The sequence below is a fragment of the Dehalogenimonas sp. THU2 genome (assembly GCF_039749495.1).
In the GTDB taxonomy this organism is placed as follows: Bacteria; Chloroflexota; Dehalococcoidia; order Dehalococcoidales; family Dehalococcoidaceae; genus Dehalogenimonas.
This window is the reverse complement of sequence record NZ_JBDLLU010000007.1, coordinates 53,100-68,545: the sequence shown is the minus strand read 5'-3', so window position 1 is coordinate 68,545 and position 15,446 is coordinate 53,100. Positions and strand designations below refer to the sequence as shown.

Here is a 15,446-nt window from a genome sequence, read left to right as displayed (position 1 = left end):
CATCAATTTACGAATGTGAGATATTTCTGTCACGTTCCGCCGAAACTGATGGAGGCGCTTAATGGGTATAGAATGGTACCGGGACCTGGTAATCATCATCGCCGGTGTTCTTATTATCTTGATAAGTTTCGTCATTCTACTACTGGTTATTTCCATATACCGGAAAACAAACGCGCTCTACGAGAGGTCACAATGTATCCTGCGATCCCTGGAAACCACGACGAGCGTGGTGGAAGGATTCGCCCAGTACGCCACCAGGGAACTTATCAAACCGGTCATCGAAATCGCAGCTCTTTTTCAAGGTGTCAAAGCGGGAATAGATAATCTGTTTCATAGGAGGAAATAATCATGGGTAACGACAACGGGGGTAATTTTGCCCTGGGACTCATCCTCGGCACTGCCATTGGTATCGGCATCGGACTGCTTTACGCTCCGACGACTGGTGATGAAACGCGCGCGCTGCTTAAAGAAAAGGCGGCGGAGTTGAGTGATCGCGCCGATGAATTCGCGGATAAAGTGAAAGAAGGTGCCGCGCTAGCAAAACACAATCTAGAATCCCGATTGCCTTCCGCCGAATAACTTAGAATCTATCAAGGTGATGGTCCGGCGGAGACATTTCCCCGCCGGCCTGCCTTTATAAATAGCTTTTTAGAAAGGCAGAACAGGTCGAAGCGTGCAAGTACAGCACATCATCACTCGCCATTGGCGGATGATCGTTTTTTTAGTATTTCTCACGGCCTTTTTTTGGTTAGTTTATGCCTTGAGAAGCGTGCTGCTGCCGTTTATGCTGGGGCTTTTAATTGCATATATACTGCATCCGCTCATCCTCTGGCTGGAAAAATACACTATTTTCCCCAAGCGGCTGGAGAAGCAAAAACGGCTTGTTATCGTAATACTGGTTCTTCTGACTCTCCTTATACTGGGCACTCTTGTAGCCAGCTATATGATAGCTACCCTCATAAACACCGCCACCGACTTGATGAACAATGCATCGGAAATATTTTCGGCGGTTATCAACTATTTTTCCAATCTATTGGAAACGATACGTTCCCAATTTTCTCCAGACGTCCAAGCGCGCATCGATGAATTCGTCGCTGACGCAACCGGTAAGTTAGGGGGCGCCGTTCAAGGTGTCATCGCGCAGAGTTTTACCATAATACCGACAACCATCGGCTTCATTTTCGGGTTTGCCGCTTTACCTATGTTTTTGTTTTATATCCTGAAAGATTGGGAAAAACTACGAGATGGGTTGTACCACGGTTTACCAGGCATTGCCGCGGTCCACACCCGAAATGTTTTGACCATCATCGGGAACGTCCTCGGTCGATACTTACGAGCCCAACTGCTTCTTGGTAGTATTGTTGGAAGCCTGTCTTTCATAGGACTTCTCTTGCTCAAAGTCAATTTCGGTCTAGCACTACTCCTTGCGCTGGTAGCTGGGTTGTTCGAAATGGTACCAACTATCGGACCATGGATCAGCGGCATCTTTGCTGTGATCATCATCCTTGCCACATACCCTGATATGGTGGTGTGGATCATCGGACTTTTTCTCATGGTACAACTTCTGGAAAATAATTTGCTCGTACCCAGGGTACAGGGTCAATTACTGCACATTCATCCGGCCATCGCATTGCTCCTCCTGGTACTTGGTGCTTACCTGGCCGGCATTTGGGGTATACTGCTGGCGATACCTCTAGCTGCCACCATTGTCCAGATATTCCAATACACAGACGATATGGCGCGGATGGAAGACCATCTGCCTCTCCTTCATCATGACACAAAATCGTTTGAAAAATAGTGCAAACCGGATCAAGGACCGGATTCTGTCAGTCACGCAGATTCGCGTAATCGTCGGAATTGTCGAAGGTCTGGCGAATAATGACGCCTCGCATCTTGCTGCCGGTGTAGCCTATTTTGCCATCCTTTCTCTTTTTCCACTCCTCCTAGGGTTTATTTCACTCGCCGGTCTTTTTCTGCCCTCGGAAGAAGTGCAGCTAGCTATTTTCGAGTTTATGGAAAACAATCTGCCCATCGCCAGCGATATCATCGTAGTGAACATCGAAAGCATCATTGCCTCACGTGGCGTACTGGGCATTATCAGCTTGTTAGCATTATTCTGGACGAGTTCGAACATGTTCACTGCAATCGGTGTGGCTTTGAACCGAAGCTGCGGTGTTTGTGAGCGCCATCCCTTCTATCTACGTAAACCGCGTGATATACTGCTTGCTTTGAGCGCGGGGTTTCTATTTCTGGTCTCCGGTGTATTGCCGACAGCAATCGGATTATTGCCCGAAGTGGAACTGCCACTTATCGGCAGCACTTCTAGCATAATACTATCTCTCATCGCCGCGGCGGTGACGCTATTTGCGTTTATCGTTCTTTACAGCTTCTTACCAACCACCCGCAACTTGTGGCGCTATATCTGGCCGGGATCCATTCTGGCCATGGCATTTTTCGAATCTCTTCGGTATCTGTTTATATATTTCGTCAACAATTTCGCCAATTTCCAACTCGTATATGGCCCAATCGGTTCTGGTATAGCTTTAATGATCTGGGTGTACCTGTCCGCATTTATCTTGCTCATCGGCAGCGAACTTAACGGGCAACTGCGCCGGTTGAATGAAGGGACTCTTACCCTAGTAGCTGATAAACCCTGGTGGATTTAAGCGGGGTTTCCCAGGACGATTTCATATCCCCAGGTAATCGCCCCACGAGCGCAAATATATTCACAGGTTCGGCATTCCCGGCAGTCAAATTCGTCGGTCTGAAAGATACCGCCGTCCTTTAGGACAAGTCCGCCGCGGCTGCAGGCTGCTAAGCATAAGTTACAGCTGTCACATCTTTCAGCATCAACGGTAATTTGAGTCATATAATTAATAATACCCCTGATAAGTGCTGCGAGTATGTAACTAATGTCATCATTTTCAAATGGTCAGCTTTTCCAGGGCAGTCCGGTCCAAAATGACAATACGCTGACGCTCTGTGCGGATGATGCCTTCTTCTTCCAGACTTTTAAGCGCCCTAGCGACTACTTCCCTCGCCGTCCCAGCCATGGCTGCCATGTCTTTTTGTGTCAGTTTAGCGGAGCCAGCATGGGGCAATTGCTCAAGGAGGATTTTGGCCAGACGCCCCACGACCGGGCGGAACGACAAATCGGCGACCAGGTCCCCGAGTTCCCTAACCCGCTTAGCCAAACCGCGCACGATATTGGCCGCCAGCGGTCCGTAGTCACAGGAACGGTCAAGCAATACTTGTCCGCTCAGGCGATACACAACCAAGGGAGTCAACGCCTGGGCCCCGACCGGGTTCGCCCCGCCATCGAAGGCCGCAACGTCATTAAAACTGTCCCCGGGACGGGACAGTTCCAGTATCTGTTCTTTCCCGTCAGCGGAAGTGCCGAATATTTTAGCGGCCCCGCTGGCTACAAGATAGAGGTAGCGGTTGCCATCACCCTCATTGAATATCATATCATCCCGTTCAAAGCACTCTTCCACCATCAATTCTTCAATTCGCTCTAGATATTCGGTGGATAGGTCGGCGAAATACCGACTCTGGAGCAATAACACGCGCTTATCCAGCACTGGTAACGTAACCGTGGCATTGATGTCCGTCATATCTTTGCATTATAGAAGCAAGAACCCCCAAGGGCAAGGCTGACTTGTGTCGCTGTAACCCACTACGGCTTGACGCCGCCGCCCGGCTAAGTTAGCATTAGCCCTCGATGAAGAATACAAATCAACACCTCACAATCGTCATACCCACCTACAACGAATCGGTCAACATCCAACCGCTGATCGAGCGCATCCACCAAAATCTTGTCGGAAATTCTTACGATGTGCTTATTGTCGATGACAACAGTCCTGACGGCACTTCGGACAGAGTCCGCGATCTGGCTGCAACCTACCCCATTAGTGTTGTCGTTCGCAAGGACAAACGCGGCCTGGCATCGGCTGTTGTCGATGGTTTCCAGTTGGCAAAAGGAGACTTCCTGGCTGTGATGGACGCCGACCTGCAGCATCCGCCGGAGATTCTTTCGCAACTGCTGGATGCCGCCAATGGAGGCGCCGACCTGGTCATTGCCAGCCGTTATGTCAAGGGCGGTAGCGTGGGTAATTGGTCGGCGCTCCGGCGTTTCATTTCCGCGGGCGCCGGTTGGCTGGCTCATCTTGTTTTGCCTTCCACCCGAAAGGTAAAAGACCCGATGAGCGGGTGTTTCTTATTCGACCGGGAGATTCTTTCGGGTGTGACCCTCAGTCCGGTGGGTTACAAGATCCTGTTGGAAATCCTGTGTCTTTCCAAAGCCCAGAAAGTGGCCGAGGTCCCGTATCGTTTCGAGAACCGCCGCGCCGGCAAGACCAAGTTGTCGATGATCACCCAGACAGACTATATCCGCCATCTTCTGAGCCTGATGTGGCGTTGCGGAGAAGCAGCACGGATCATCAAATTTATGTCAGTGGGCGCCACTGGAGCGGTGGTCAATCTATCACTTCTGGCATTATTGACCGACAATGAAGCTCCTTTAGTGGAATTATTGGTTTCAGGCGCCCTAGCCTTCGAAGCCGCGGTTATCTGGAACTTTATCCTCAACGATCACTTCACATTTCGTGATCGCCACCGCTCCGTCGGCGGTTTCTTCGGGCGTTTATGGCGTTTCAACGTCATTAGTCTGGGTGGCCTTGGCATCTACCTTGGCACCCTGGCCCTATTGACCGAGACGTTAGGCCTGTTCTATATTGTTTCCGCGGCCATCGGTATCGTGGCGGCTTTTGGCTGGAATTTCCTGGTCAACAACTGGTGGACCTGGCGCGAGTAGTCCCGAACCATAACGAGTCACGGTCGTTTCAGATCTCTTGAAACCGTTACTGGCGCCGGATATGATTGAAATACGCCAACCAACTAACGATATGCGGTCGTATTAATGCCGCCCAGATCCGGAGATCCTGCTTTTTTGACGATGGGCAGATACATCTTCTCGGCGTACTCTTTCATCATCCTGCTGGCGGTGAACTGGGGTAATACGGAACCAATCGACTGCTTGACCACCTGAAGCCATTTCCTGGGGATATCGCCCAGATCCCGGTCATAGTACATCGGCAATATCATTTCCTCAAGAACATAGTAAAGAGCCCCGGCATCCAATGCGTCCTCGTCGGCGACATTGTCGGCCTTGTTGATATCGCCGATAGCCCAACCATTGCGGCCGTTGAAACCCTCATGCCACCAGCCATCCCTCACGGAAAGATTAGGAACTCCATTAACCGCCGCCTTCATGCCGGAGGTACCGGAGGCTTCGAGTAATCGCCTGGGGTTGTTCAGCCAGACATCCACGCCCTGCACCAGATAGTGCGCCATATGCAGGTCATAGTCCTCCACAAAGCACAATCTACCCTCGAATTCCTTGTCGGTAGCCTGATTATAAACCCTATGGATCAACTCCTTTGCCATGAAATCCGCCGGATGGGATTTGCCGGCAAAAATGAACTGGACCGGCCGCTGCCAGTTCCGGATTAGGTTCTTGAGGCGCTCGATGTCACGGAATAGCAACGTTGGCCGTTTATATTCGACAAAACGTCGCACGAAACCGATGGTCAACACCTCCGGGTCGAGCATTCCTCCAAGGGCTACCAGCCGTTGCCCTGACTCTTCCCCGCCATTCCACTCCCGCCTTACCCGTTCACGTATATAATGGATGAGGCGCTGTTTGCGGCCGTGATGAACACGCCACAACTCCTCATCTGGGATATTGCCTACAGATCGCCAGAGTTCCTTCTCGTCCTGCCGGTTATACCAGTCCGGACCGATATGGCGTTCGTAGAGGCGAGCCAGTTCCGGCCCCACCCAGGTGGGTATATGAACGCCGTTAGTTACGTAGTCAATAGGGATATCAGCTTCAGCTTTGTCCGGATAGAGGCGGCGCCACATGCGGCGGCTGACCTCTCCATGAAGTTCGCTTACACCGTTAGTCTTATCCGACAGCTTAAGTCCAAGCACCGTCATGTTAAACGGTTCATCCGGTCCCGCCTGACCTAACGATAGAAATGTCTCCGGCGCTACTTTGAGGCTCTGCCAGAAGCAACAAAAATACCGTTCCATGAGCGCCCGGTCGAAGGTGTCATGTCCCGCCGGAACGGGGGTGTGGGTAGTAAATACGGACGTCGCCTTTACCTTGGTCACTGCAACCACCATCTCATCCCCGGCAGCCATGAATTCCCTCACCCTTTCCAGAAGCAGAAAAGAAGTATGCCCCTCGTTACAATGCCAAACGGCGGGTTCTATTCCCAGCGCCCGCAGCACCCTGACGCCCCCGACACCCAGAAGGTATTCCTGCTGCAGGCGGATCTCCCTGCCGGCACTATAGAGCCTTGCTGAGAGACCCTGATCTTCCGGGGTGTTTTCAGGTACGTTGGTATCCAAGAGAATCAGTATGCTGCGACCGACCAGCACCCGCCAAGCTGTGAGAAATACCGTTTTTTCACCTAGTGGCAGATTTAAAAGAAACCGGTCACCATCAGGTGTGGTCACCCGGGAAATAGGCGCCCGTTCGAAATCCAATTGTCGGTAATGCTCCACCTGCCAACCGTCGGAGCTGATTCTTTGATGAAAATATCCTTCCGGGTACATGAACCCGATGCCGACGAAAGGAATACCAAGATCAGATGATTCTTTGCAGATATCCCCCGCCAAAACACCCAACCCTCCGGCATACATCGGCAACGAATTGTGAACAGCAAACTCCATCGAAAAGTAAGCGACCGGAGAAGTCATCGCTTCCGGATACGTTCGTGACAGCCAGTGCCGACCATCGGTCAATTCCGTGTCGTAAGCGGCCATGACCGTATCATAGACCGCCAGGAAATCCTGATTCGTAGCCAGACGCTCCAACCGGTCGCTGTTCAGTTCGTACAGCATCCTGACCGGATTATGACCTGTTGAGCGCCAAAGACGGCGATCAATGGTATCGAACATTTCCCTGGCTGGCAGATGCCAGCTCCACCACAGATTCGCCGAGAGTTCGGCCAGGCGCTTTATACGCTCAGGTAATCGGGATAAAAGATCATTTACATTCAATAGGTTAAGCCTTTCGGAAGGCGATGTTGCCTGTATTAATCCTTTCATTATATCCGCTGACTTTGGCAAGTCAAGTTAATCTAAGTATAATGATTTTAAAGATATGATCATCGACGTCTATGTGTCGGAAAAGGTCGTCTGAGAATTGCCATTTAATATCGCCCACCGGCCGGACATGATCGCCCCGCCATTGAGGGGAATACTCGTGGCTCTGCTCGCTATCAACGTCAGGCCGGTTACCGGTTGATGGCGGCGAGGAAAGACCGCATTGCCCTGGCGGCGCTGGCAAAAGCCTGCGGTATTCAAACAGCGTACAGGGATATGAACGGTCGTACCCATCGCGCCACCTCGGAAATCGTGATATCGACAATTCGGGCGATGGGCATTGAGTTAAAGGATACGTCTGATGCAATCAAAGCACTGGAACGATTGAAAAATGAACGCCTGAAAAGAATAGTGGAACCGGTTATTATCGCCTGGAACGGACGGCGAGCCGGAATATCGCTTTCATTATCCAGGGTGCCGCTAGAAGATATCAAAGCTGAACTAAGGCTTGAATCCGGAGAGACGCGCCGATTGGAATGGAAAGATATCGCGCGCTTTGCCGCAATAAACTCAAAGGATGATGGTGTTATTCTAAATCTCAGGCTTCCGCTTAAGGAACCGTTGCCCTGGGGTTACCACCGACTTGATCTTTCCATCGCTGGTGACAGCGCCTCCACTCTAATCATCTCAGCTCCGCCGCATGTATTCACGCCGGCTGGGGGACCCAAGCGCTGGGGCTTGTTTTGTCCGCTTTACGCCCTGCATTCCGGGACAAGCTGGGGCGCTGGCGATGTCGGCGATCTGGAAAAACTGGCGGAGTTCAACGCTTCTCTTGGCGGCAGTGTGATCGCAACCCTGCCACTCTTACCGGTATTCCTCAAAGAGCATTTCAACCCCAGCCCATACTCTCCGGTTAGCCGCTTGTATTGGAACGAGTTGTATATCAACGTAGAGACGATCCCTGAACTGGCCGATTGTCCGGAAGCTGCGGCACGATTACGCTCTACGGAATTTAAAGATGAACTTGAAGCTCTGCGCGCGCTGGAAATGGTGGACTATGCCCGGGCGTCCCATCTGAAACGGGGCATCCTGGAATTGCTGGCCGAAGCATTTTTCCAACGACAACCGTCCGAACGCTGGAAATCATTTACCGACTACCTGGTTAGCAAGCCCGACCTTGAGCGCTATTGCCGTTTTCGCGCCGTTTCAGAAGAGCGTAAGGCACCGTGGCGGGACTGGCCGGAAAAGCTGCGTAATGGATATATCGTGGACTCCGACTGCTGCCCCGAACTGCTACGCTACTATCTCTACACTCAGTTTATCGCTCACGAACAGATGGCGGATACCACGGCACGCGCGCGTGAACGAGGTCAGGCTTTTTACCTTGATTTGTCGCTGGGCACCCACCCTGATGGTTATGATGTCTGGCGGGAACAGTCTGTTTTTGCCCTTGGGGCTAGTGTCGGCGCGCCGCCGGACCCGGCGTTTTCGGGCGGCCAGAACTGGGGTTTCCCCCCGCTTCATCCACAGCGACAGCGTGAAAGCGGTTACAAATATACCATCGAGGTTTTACGACACCATCTTCGTTTTGCGGGTATACTGCGGCTCGATCATATTATGGGATTGCACAGATTGTTCTGGATCCCGCCGGGACTGAAAGCCACCGAAGGCATCTATGTCCGTTATGAGGCGAAGGAACTGTATGCTATTCTCTGTTTGGAGGCGCATCGCCAGCGGGCTGTGATAGTCGGCGAGGACCTGGGTCTTGTGCCCAGGGAAGTGAGGAGGGCGATGCGCCGCCGCCATATCTACCGCAGCTATGTCGCTCAGTACGAGATGGTCACTGGGGACGGCGGCTGCCCGGAAGCCGCTCCGGCTGACTCTGTGGCAACTCTAAATACACATGACATGCATCCCTTTGCCGCATTTTGGGACGAGGAGGATATCACCGAACGACAGGCAGTCGGTGTACTCATGCCGGAACAGGCTGTCGCTGAAAAAGAGCAGCGCCAAGCTGGGAAAACATCACTTTTAAGATGCCTGGTCACTGAAGGCCGTTTCGAAGAGATAAACCCCACCGCAGAAGAGGTTCTCCGCGTGATTGCAGAAATATTAGCGGAAAGCACGTCTGAGGTAATGTTAGTGAATCTTGCCGACCTTACTGGTGAACGCCGGGCGCAGAATATCCCCGGTACCTATCAGGAACACGCCAACTGGCGCCGAAAGATAAAGTTATCGTTGGAGGAGTTGGAGACAACTCCTGAAATACAACATTTTCTCAAGAAAATCGATCAAATCAGGAAAAAGGTATCGAATGTCTCGCCCAAAGACTAAAGTGTATTATGACGTCAGCCTGCTGAGCGACGACGATCTCTACCTGTTCAACGAAGGTTCACATTACACCCTCTACAACAAACTGGGCTCCCACGCCACGAAACGCAAGGGAGTAAAAGGTTATTATTTTGCCGTCTGGGCCCCCAATGCCGCTGAGCTTACCGTCGTTGGAGATTTCAATGAATGGAATACCACGAGTCATCCGCTTCGACCCAAAGGCAGTTCCGGAATTTGGGAGGGTTTCCTGCCCGGCATAAGCTCTGGCAGCCTCTATAAATACCACATCGTGTCGCGTCGCGACCATTATACGGTGGACAAGGCTGATCCCCTGGCTTTTGCCGCCGAAACTGCACCGCATACCGCCTCCCTTACTTCCCATATCGACTATGTCTGGTCCGACGGCGAATGGATGGCAGGACGCTGGCGGAAAAACCACGTCGGCTCGCCGATAAGTGTGTACGAGGTACACCTCGGTTCCTGGAGGCGCGGCAATGACGGGCGTTATCTTACCTACCGGGAAATGGCGTTTTTACTGGCTGATTATGTCAAGGAAGCCGGATTCAGCCACGTGGAGCTTCTGCCGGTAATGGAGCATCCCTTTTTTGGTTCCTGGGGCTACCAGGTAACCGGTTATTTTGCTCCTACCGCCCGCTACGGCAAACCGCAGGATTTGATGTTCCTTATCGACCATCTCCACCAGGCCGGGATCGGCGTCATCATGGATTGGGTTCCGGCACACTTTCCCGGAGATGAACACGGTCTGGCGTATTTTGATGGTACCCACCTCTATGAACACGCCGACCCCAAGCGAGGATTCCATCCTGATTGGCAAAGCTGGATATTTAACTATGGATGCAATGAGGTCAGAAGTTTTCTTATTTCCAGCGCCCTTTATTGGCTGGATAAGTATCATGCCGACGGCTTGCGGGTCGATGGTGTAGCTTCCATGTTATACCTGGATTACTCGCGTAAGGCCGGCCAATGGTCTCCCAACAAAAACGGGGGAAGGGAGAACCTTGAGGCCATTGACCTCCTCAAACGACTCAATACTGAGATCTATCGCCGCTTTCCGGATGTCCAAACGATAGCCGAGGAATCGACCGCCTGGCCGATGGTGTCCCATCCCGTCCATACGGGCGGGTTGGGCTTCGGTTACAAGTGGGACATGGGCTGGATGCATGATACACTCAGGTATTTCCAACTCGACCCGATACACCGACGTTACCATCATAACGTTCTGACGTTTCGCATGATCTACGCCTTCTCCGAAAATTACGTTCTGCCGCTGTCGCATGATGAGGTGGTATACGGTAAAGCCTCGCTCCTTGGGAAAATGCCCGGTGACGAATGGCATAAATTCGCTAACCTGCGATTACTGTACACTTATATGTTCACGCAACCTGGAAAGAAGCTGCTTTTCATGGGTGGGGAGTTCGGCCAGTGGCATGAGTGGCGGCATGACGAAACCCTCGATTGGCAACTTCTTAAGTACGACCGTCACCGGCAGATACTGGATCTGGTGAGCGATTTGAACCGTCTCTATTTTTCAAGTCCTGCCCTGCACGAACTGGATGCCGAAATCGGCGGTTTTGAATGGCTGGCCGCCGACGATGCCGCCGCCAGTGTCCTCGCCTACTTGCGGAGGGGAAGGGCTCCCGGCGCCATAGTGCTGGTTGTGCTTAATCTTACTCCGGTACTGAGATCTGGTTACCGCATCGGCATACCAGAAACGGGAAGCTGGCGGGTTGCGTTTTCCAGCGATGACCCGATTTACGGTGGTTCCGGCAGTTTGATTTGCAAGGGTATCATTCAGTCAGAAAACGCAGTGGTGAACGGACGGCCATATTCGATCAGTCTCGATCTGCCGCCCCTCGGTGGAATAATTCTGACACTAGTGAAGGGAAGCTGATATGGGTGAACGGTTTCTTTGCATCCACGGCCATTTTTACCAGCCACCGAGGGAAAACCCATGGCTTGAAGCTGTGGAAATTGAAAAAACGGCGGCTCCGTATCACGACTGGAACGAGCGCATCACCGATGAGTGTTACGCCGCCAATATGGCTGCCCGGATACTTAACGGCAACAATGAGATAACCAGCATCATCAACAATTTCGGGCACCTTAGTTTCAACTTCGGCCCGACACTGCTCAACTGGCTCGAATCCAGCCAGCCAGAGGTTCACGCTGCTATTATCCAGTCTGACGCGGATAATGTGGCGGCATTCCGAGGTCATGGTCCGGCGATAGCCCAGGGGTATAACCACATCATCATGCCATTGGCTAACCGACGTGACAAAGAAACTCAGGTAGTTTGGGGCATCGGCGATTTCCACCGCCGCTTCGGCCGGGACCCGGAGGGCATGTGGCTGCCGGAAACGGCGGTGGATCCAGAAACCCTGGATATAATGTCGGATCGAGGCATCAAGTACGTTATTTTGGCACCGCAGCAGGCCGGACGGATAAAGGCACCCGGTGGCCAGTGGCATAAACCAGAAGCCGGCATCGATACCACTCAGGCATATCGTTGTCCGCTACCGTCCGGGAACCACATCTCTATCATTTTCTATCACCAAGCTCTCTCCCACGACATTGCCTTCAGCGACTTGCTCAAGAGTGGGGACACCCTGGTCGAACGAATCTCAAGCGCGTTCACCCACCACGAACAACCGCAGTTGGTCACTATCGCCACTGATGGTGAAACTTACGGGCACCATCACCGTTTCGGGGAAATGGCTCTAGCCTACGCCTTCAACAAGTTGGAAGAAGTTGGTATTCGCATTACAAATATCGGCGAATATCTGGAACTGCACCCTCCTGCCACGGATGTCGAGATCATTGAAAACACTGCCTGGAGTTGTGCCCACGGTATCGAGCGCTGGCGTAGCGGTTGCTGCTGTTCGACCGGTTCGCATCCAGGCTGGAACCAGGATTGGCGGGTTCCCCTGCGAGAGGCAATGGATCACCTCAGGGACAGCCTTGCACCGGTGTTCGAAAGTGAAGCTAAGACTCTGCTGACTGATCCCTGGGCGGCCAGGAACGACTATCACAGTGTCATTGCTGATCGTACCTCTGCCAATATCGAGACCTTTCTCAGCCATTGGGCATCCCGGACTTTGTCGGATGCGGAAAAATCGCGGGCATTAAAACACCTGGAGATTCAGCGATTTATGATGGCCGCATACACCAGCTGCGGCTGGTTTTTCGACGATATTGGCAACTTGGAATCGATATTGGTGCTCAAACAGGCCGGTCGGGCGCTGCAACTGGCGGGGGATTTACATATCAAAACTCCAGAGGAAACCTTTTTAAACATCCTGGAAAAGGCTCGGAGCAACGTCCCCTCAATTGGTACCGGGAGAGACGTATTTGAGCGTCAGGTGCGACCTTTGGTCACCGACCCGGCCAGGGTTGTCGCACACTTCGCTTTGAGTTCGTTTTTCGAGGAATACGGCACCGAAACCAGCATTTACACCTTCAATGTGATCTCCAATGACATACGACACTTTGGTGCCGGCAGGTTGCGTATGTCAGCTGGAGACGTTACTGTCACTTCCGCGATTCTCGGGGAAATGACACGTTATATATTTGCCGCCATCTACTGGGGCGACCACAATCTTAACGCGGGTCTGGCTGTTGTTGATAATGATACCGCATACCAGAGTCTGGTTGATGAAGTTAGGAAGCTATCCGACCGTGCCGACTGCGCCGATTGCCTTAAATTTCTGGAAAGCCGTTTTCCCGGCGCTGTTTATAGCCTGGTGAATCTTTTCGTAGATGAACAACGCAAGGTTCTTCACCACATCATGGCACCGGCACTGGTGGAAGCCGAGCAGGCTCATCGTGACATCTATCACCGTCACCATGCCACCATGCGCTTCATGGTCAGACTGGGGCAGAGCGCTCCGCCCCAGTTTATCGCCGCCGCCGCCTTCGTTCTCAATACCGATCTCGCGCGGTCACTGTCGTCCGAACAGCCAGATCTCAGAGCCATCGAGAACCTCCTGGAGGAAGTAAAATTGTGGAGCGTCACCATGGACGCTGATCAAATTGTCTATCATCTTTCGGGAAGGCTGGAAGCGATACTTCAGCGAGATGAAAATCAGCCACCGGATTCTGGGGAATTAGACACCGCCTCCAATCTATTGGTGCTCTTCCTGAATTCCGGACTCTCCCCGAACTTGTGGCGGGTCCAGAACATCTTCTATACCATGCTTCGAGAGTTTTATCCGGGAAAAGTGACTCAACCTGAACACGCCGTATGGGCGGAATCCTTCCGCCGATTGGCCCGGTTGTTACTCATCAGGATCGAATAATCCGGTAACACCATGTCTAGCGTCTCAGGAAACACGCTACCCATGACTATCGTACCATGCCAATTATATTGCTCTTATGTCATGTATATGTTAACCTTTATACAAAATAATGTTGATCCATAATTATCAAGAGATAAATCGGTCGTGACTCCCACTCCTGGAAAGAACGTGCGCGTTCTGGTGGTTGAGGATGAACCTGTAATCAGTCAGGTATGTCACCGTACGCTTGATCGTCAGGGATTCAACGTTACACTGTGCCCTGACGGTCGCGCTGCTCAGGAATGCCTCCAAACATCGTCTTTCGACCTCTGCCTCATTGACATCCGGACGCCCCGGATGAGCGGTGAGGAGCTATTCAACTGGATCAAGGGTCAGCGTCCCGAGATGGTTCCCGGCGTTGTGTTCACAACCGGGGATGTCATCTCCAACCGCACCGAAATCTTTCTTACTGAAGCGAATCGCCCCTATCTTCCCAAGCCGTTTTCCCCTTCGGAATTACTAAAAATTATTAATGAAGTGATGGCATCATCAGCATGATGAATCGAATTAAACGCAACGAAACTATCATGGTCGTCGATGACGAACAGATCGTGCGCCGGTTGTTGCATCAGAAACTGGCTAACGAAGGGTATGAGTGTATCGAAGCCGCCTCGGCCGATGAGGCGTTGGCCATGCTCCAGCAGAATCCCGATATCGCCCTCGTTGTTTCCGATATGAAAATGCCGGGCAAAAGCGGAATGGAACTCCTCTCCGAGATCAAATCCCGCTACCCTGACACCGCCGTCATCATGGCTACCGCCGTTACAGAGACGGCTATCGCTATTGAATGCATGAAACAGGGGGCTTACGATTACCTGACCAAACCTTTCAAATTGGATGAAGTGGTATTTTCGGTCTGGCGGGCTCTGGAAAAACGCCGTCTTCAACTGGAAAACCGGGAATACCGGCAGAGCCTGGAAGCCAAGGTGGAAATCCAGGCGGAGAAGATCAGGTTTTCCTTCTTCAATTCCATCACCTCCCTCGCATATGCATTGGACGCCAAGGACGGCTACACAGCCGGTCATTCACAACGTGTTTCCGAGATGGCCGTTGGCATCGGCATAGAGATGGGCTTACCGCAGACGCTTATTGAACAGATCCGTCTGGCCGGTTTGGTCCATGACATCGGCAAGATCGGCATCGACGGTAGCATCCTTCACAAACCAGGTATTCTGAGTCAGGCCGAACGTGAAGAGATCGAACGTCATTCCGCCATCGGCGAAAAGATACTGGCGCCGGTAGTCGAAGATACCGAGATCCTGGCCATGGTTCGTAACCACCACGAGCGTTGGGACGGCGCTGGTTATCCGGATGGCTTAGCCGGAGAGGGCATCCCCCTCGGCGCCCGCGTACTGATGCTGGCTGATACATTCGATGCCATGACTTCAGAACGGCCTTATCGCACTGCAAAGAGTGTCTCTTATGCCATGGATGAGATCCTCCGTTGCAGCGGCCTGCAATTCGACCTGGCGGTAGCTGATGCCTTTTTCAAGGCGCACAACGTAATCGTGCAGGCAATGCACATCGGTACCTGACCGCATCTCCCACGTCACAATCATAGGTTCCGGCTTGTTTTTCGAAGCGGTGAGATGTTTTGCCGGCTGATTTGGGCATAATGTTTCCCTCAACCTTTGACTATCATACTGA

Annotated in this window: 12 protein-coding genes; 10 read left to right on the top strand and 2 right to left on the bottom strand. The window is 52.2% G+C overall.

All coding sequences use genetic code 11. From position 1 onward, the window contains the following. Positions 1-61: 61 nt before the first annotated feature. The 4 genes from ABFB09_RS05140 to ABFB09_RS05125 all read left to right on the top strand — a co-directional run bounded on the left by ABFB09_RS05140 (position 62) and on the right by ABFB09_RS05125 (position 2,666). Positions 62-346: a hypothetical protein gene (locus tag ABFB09_RS05140; RefSeq protein ID WP_347000419.1), complete on the top strand. Its 285-nt coding sequence runs from the start codon at positions 62-64 to the stop codon at positions 344-346. A gap of 2 nt (positions 347-348) precedes the next feature. Then, positions 349-579, top strand: a complete 231-nt coding sequence (locus ABFB09_RS05135; protein ID WP_347000417.1) for a YtxH domain-containing protein — start codon at positions 349-351, stop codon at positions 577-579. Between the two features lie 130 nt (positions 580-709). Beyond that, on the top strand, positions 710-1,798 hold the full coding sequence (locus ABFB09_RS05130) for an AI-2E family transporter (protein WP_347000475.1): 1,089 nt from the start codon (positions 710-712) through the stop codon (positions 1,796-1,798). Then, positions 1,788-2,666 carry a YihY/virulence factor BrkB family protein gene (locus ABFB09_RS05125; RefSeq protein WP_347000416.1) on the top strand — a complete coding sequence of 293 codons (879 nt, stop codon included), beginning with the start codon at positions 1,788-1,790 and terminating at the stop codon, positions 2,664-2,666. The genes ABFB09_RS05130 and ABFB09_RS05125 overlap by 11 nt, the downstream gene beginning before the upstream one ends. A 258-nt stretch (positions 2,667-2,924) precedes the next feature. Here the strand turns inward: ABFB09_RS05125 and ABFB09_RS05120 are convergent, their stop codons facing one another. Then, the gene (locus ABFB09_RS05120; RefSeq protein WP_347000414.1) at positions 2,925-3,614 is read right to left on the bottom strand and encodes a Crp/Fnr family transcriptional regulator; all 690 of its coding nucleotides are present in this window, start codon (positions 3,612-3,614) and stop codon (positions 2,925-2,927) included. 107 nt (positions 3,615-3,721) lie between these two features. Here ABFB09_RS05120 and ABFB09_RS05115 point away from each other — a divergent pair, with 107 nt between their 5' ends. After that, positions 3,722-4,813, top strand: a complete 1,092-nt coding sequence (locus ABFB09_RS05115) for a glycosyltransferase family 2 protein (RefSeq protein ID WP_347000413.1) — start codon at positions 3,722-3,724, stop codon at positions 4,811-4,813. 83 nt (positions 4,814-4,896) lie between these two features. Here ABFB09_RS05115 and glgP read toward each other — a convergent pair whose 3' ends face one another. Further along, positions 4,897-7,068, bottom strand: a complete 2,172-nt coding sequence (gene glgP / locus ABFB09_RS05110) for an alpha-glucan family phosphorylase (protein WP_347000411.1) — start codon at positions 7,066-7,068, stop codon at positions 4,897-4,899. A 246-nt stretch (positions 7,069-7,314) separates the two neighbouring features. On the opposite strand from glgP, the gene malQ reads away from it, so the two are divergent. The 5 genes from malQ to ABFB09_RS05085 all read left to right on the top strand — a co-directional run bounded on the left by malQ (position 7,315) and on the right by ABFB09_RS05085 (position 15,334). Next, positions 7,315-9,447, top strand: coding sequence for a 4-alpha-glucanotransferase (malQ, locus tag ABFB09_RS05105; RefSeq protein WP_347000409.1), 2,133 nt, complete (start codon positions 7,315-7,317; stop codon positions 9,445-9,447). Then, a complete protein-coding gene (gene glgB / locus ABFB09_RS05100) occupies positions 9,428-11,356 on the top strand; it encodes a 1,4-alpha-glucan branching protein GlgB (protein ID WP_347000408.1) in 1,929 nt (642 codons plus the stop codon). Before malQ ends, glgB begins: the two co-directional genes overlap by 20 nt. A gap of 1 nt (position 11,357) precedes the next feature. Continuing rightward, positions 11,358-13,760, top strand: a complete 2,403-nt coding sequence (locus ABFB09_RS05095) for a DUF3536 domain-containing protein (RefSeq protein WP_347000407.1) — start codon at positions 11,358-11,360, stop codon at positions 13,758-13,760. Positions 13,761-13,928: 168 nt separating this feature from the next. Beyond that, positions 13,929-14,297 carry a response regulator gene (locus tag ABFB09_RS05090; protein ID WP_347000406.1) on the top strand — a complete coding sequence of 123 codons (369 nt, stop codon included), beginning with the start codon at positions 13,929-13,931 and terminating at the stop codon, positions 14,295-14,297. After that, positions 14,294-15,334, top strand: coding sequence for an HD domain-containing phosphohydrolase (locus tag ABFB09_RS05085; RefSeq protein WP_347000405.1), 1,041 nt, complete (start codon positions 14,294-14,296; stop codon positions 15,332-15,334). Before ABFB09_RS05090 ends, ABFB09_RS05085 begins: the two co-directional genes overlap by 4 nt. The last annotated feature ends 112 nt before the right edge of the window (positions 15,335-15,446 follow it).

Excerpts from the sequence above, each read along its gene's own strand:
- ABFB09_RS05140 (WP_347000419.1), top strand. The coding sequence starts at position 62 with ATGGGTATAGAATGGTACCGGGACCTGGTAATCATCATCGCCGGTGTT.
- ABFB09_RS05135 (WP_347000417.1), top strand. The coding sequence starts at position 349 with ATGGGTAACGACAACGGGGGTAATTTTGCCCTGGGACTCATCCTCGGC.
- ABFB09_RS05130 (WP_347000475.1), top strand. The coding sequence starts at position 710 with ATGATCGTTTTTTTAGTATTTCTCACGGCCTTTTTTTGGTTAGTTTAT.
- ABFB09_RS05120 (WP_347000414.1), bottom strand. The coding sequence starts at position 3,614 with ATGACGGACATCAATGCCACGGTTACGTTACCAGTGCTGGATAAGCGC.
- ABFB09_RS05115 (WP_347000413.1), top strand. The coding sequence starts at position 3,722 with ATGAAGAATACAAATCAACACCTCACAATCGTCATACCCACCTACAAC.
- malQ (WP_347000409.1), top strand. The coding sequence starts at position 7,315 with ATGGCGGCGAGGAAAGACCGCATTGCCCTGGCGGCGCTGGCAAAAGCC.
- glgB (WP_347000408.1), top strand. The coding sequence starts at position 9,428 with ATGTCTCGCCCAAAGACTAAAGTGTATTATGACGTCAGCCTGCTGAGC.
- ABFB09_RS05095 (WP_347000407.1), top strand. The coding sequence starts at position 11,358 with ATGGGTGAACGGTTTCTTTGCATCCACGGCCATTTTTACCAGCCACCG.
- ABFB09_RS05085 (WP_347000405.1), top strand. The coding sequence starts at position 14,294 with ATGATGAATCGAATTAAACGCAACGAAACTATCATGGTCGTCGATGAC.